2 protein-coding genes are annotated in these 1,834 nt (G+C 72.4%); both read right to left on the bottom strand.

Annotated features, from left to right (window positions below; genetic code table 11):
• Positions 1–144: 144 nt before the first annotated feature.
• Entirely contained in the window at positions 145–900 is a 756-nt protein-coding gene (locus AOK22_RS26110) for a thioesterase II family protein (protein ID WP_055701163.1), read from the bottom strand.
• The coding region (locus AOK22_RS26115) for a hypothetical protein (protein WP_341845608.1) at positions 897–1,834 on the bottom strand (938 nt) is incomplete at its 5' end. The genes AOK22_RS26115 and AOK22_RS26110, both read right to left, overlap by 4 nt.

Genomic DNA, 1,834 nt, shown 5'->3' on the forward strand with positions numbered 1-1,834 from the left:
CGGCGGCCCGCAGGTGGTGGGCCACCTGGTTGGCGCGCGCGTCCAGCCGGGCGTACGTCAGCTCGGCGTCCGCCGCGCTCACGGCGACCCGGTCCGGGTGCGCGCGGGCGACGCTCTCGAATACGGAGACGATCGTGTCCGCCATCAAGGGCCTCCTAGGGGAGTCGGCGCGGCGAGGTCCCCGAGCAGGGACAGCAGCGCGGGCGGCGCGGAGAGGAACGCGTAGTGCCCGCCCTCCAGTTCGGTGAACCGCACGTCGTCGGCGTAGTGCCGCCACCCCTCCATCTGCTCGGGGGTGATCTCGCGGTCGTCGGACCACTGGAGCACGGTGACCGGCGACGGCAGCCGCACCGGCTCCTGCCGGGTGTAGACGCGGTTGGCGGCGAGGTCCTGGTGCAGCACCTGGAGGGTCAGCTCGATGAGCAGGGGGTGGGGTTCGCCGCCCCGGGCGACGGTGATCTCGGCGAGCTCGGCGCCCAGCGCGGCGTCGTCCATGTCCAGGAACCGGTCGTTGGGGCAGTGGTGCGGCGCGACCTGCGCGGACACCACGAGGCGCCGGGGTGTGGGCAGTCCGAGGTCCGCGAGGCGCCGTGCCGTCTCGAAGGCCGGCAGGGACCCCGCGCAGTGGCCGAAGAAGGCGAACGGGCGGTCCAGGTAGGGCAGCAGGGCCTCGACCACGTCGGCCGCCAGTTGCTCGTACGTGCCGAAGTGGGCGTCGCGGATGCGGTTCTCGCGGGCGGGCAGCTGGATCGGGCAGACCTCGACCCCGTCGAACGTCTGCGGCCACTGATTGAACATCGAGGCGCCGACGCCGGAGTAGGGGAAGCAGAAGACGCGGGCGACGGCGTCCTCGGACGGCTTGCGGAGCAGCCAGCGCGGGAAGAGCGGCGGCGTACTCATGTCCACGAGACCACGGTCGTGTCGTCGGCGAAGCCGAAGATGCCGGCGAGGGTGGTGCGCCGCAGCTCCGGGTCGGTGTTGGGCTCCACGGCGTGCACATGGGCGCCGTTGAAGACGTACACGTCACCGGGGTCGACGTCGAGCCACTTCATCTCGATGCCGTCGAGGGACTCCAGCGGGTAGGGGGAACCGGTGTAGTGGAGTCCCAGGCGCCGCTTGCTGTCCTCGTCCGGCTGGATGTTCCAGTAGGCGAGGCGGCCGCCGCTGCCGTTCTCCAGGCACATGTTCAAGGCCACCACATGGCGGTCGGCGACCCGCTGGATCTCGAAGTCCGCCTGCTGCGGCTCGGTGCACTGCGAGCGGTCGTCGTGCGGGGCGAGGGCGTACTCGCCCTGTCCGTGCCAGGAGCGCAGCAGGCCCCGGCAGGCCTCGGCGCCGTCGTGCCGGGCCAGGCGTACGTCGACGCCGTCGGGGGCGAGGGCGTCGGCCAGTCCCCCGTAGAAGCGCCGCAGCGGGTTGTCGGGGACGTCGACGACCGCGGAGAGGGCCTCGGCCATCTCGGCGGACTCCCTCAGATAGGCCCGGGTCGTCTTGTGGTAGTGGTACGCGCCCAGGAAGTAGCCGGGGGCCTCGACGCCGCGGGTCCTGCGGTGCGGGCTGTCCCAGAACCGTTCGGCGACGGTCCGGCAGGTCTCCGGGGCGAGCATGCCGCGGAACATGGCGCCCGCGACCCTGCCGTGGAGCACGTCCACGACGGCCCGCGGCTCGAACGTCGTGTACTCGCGGATGGTGAAGTAGTCCGGGGTGCCGCTCCAGCCGGTGACGGGCTTGGCCGGCTCGGCGACGGCCGGGTTCTCGTGGGCTGTTGTCACGTCCTGCTCCTGCGAGGGGTGTGCGTCGGTGAGGGCGTCGGGGGCACCGCGTCCGGTGGGGC

This window comes from Streptomyces silaceus (assembly GCF_001419745.1).
In the GTDB taxonomy this organism is placed as follows: Bacteria; Actinomycetota; Actinomycetes; order Streptomycetales; family Streptomycetaceae; genus Streptomyces; species Streptomyces silaceus.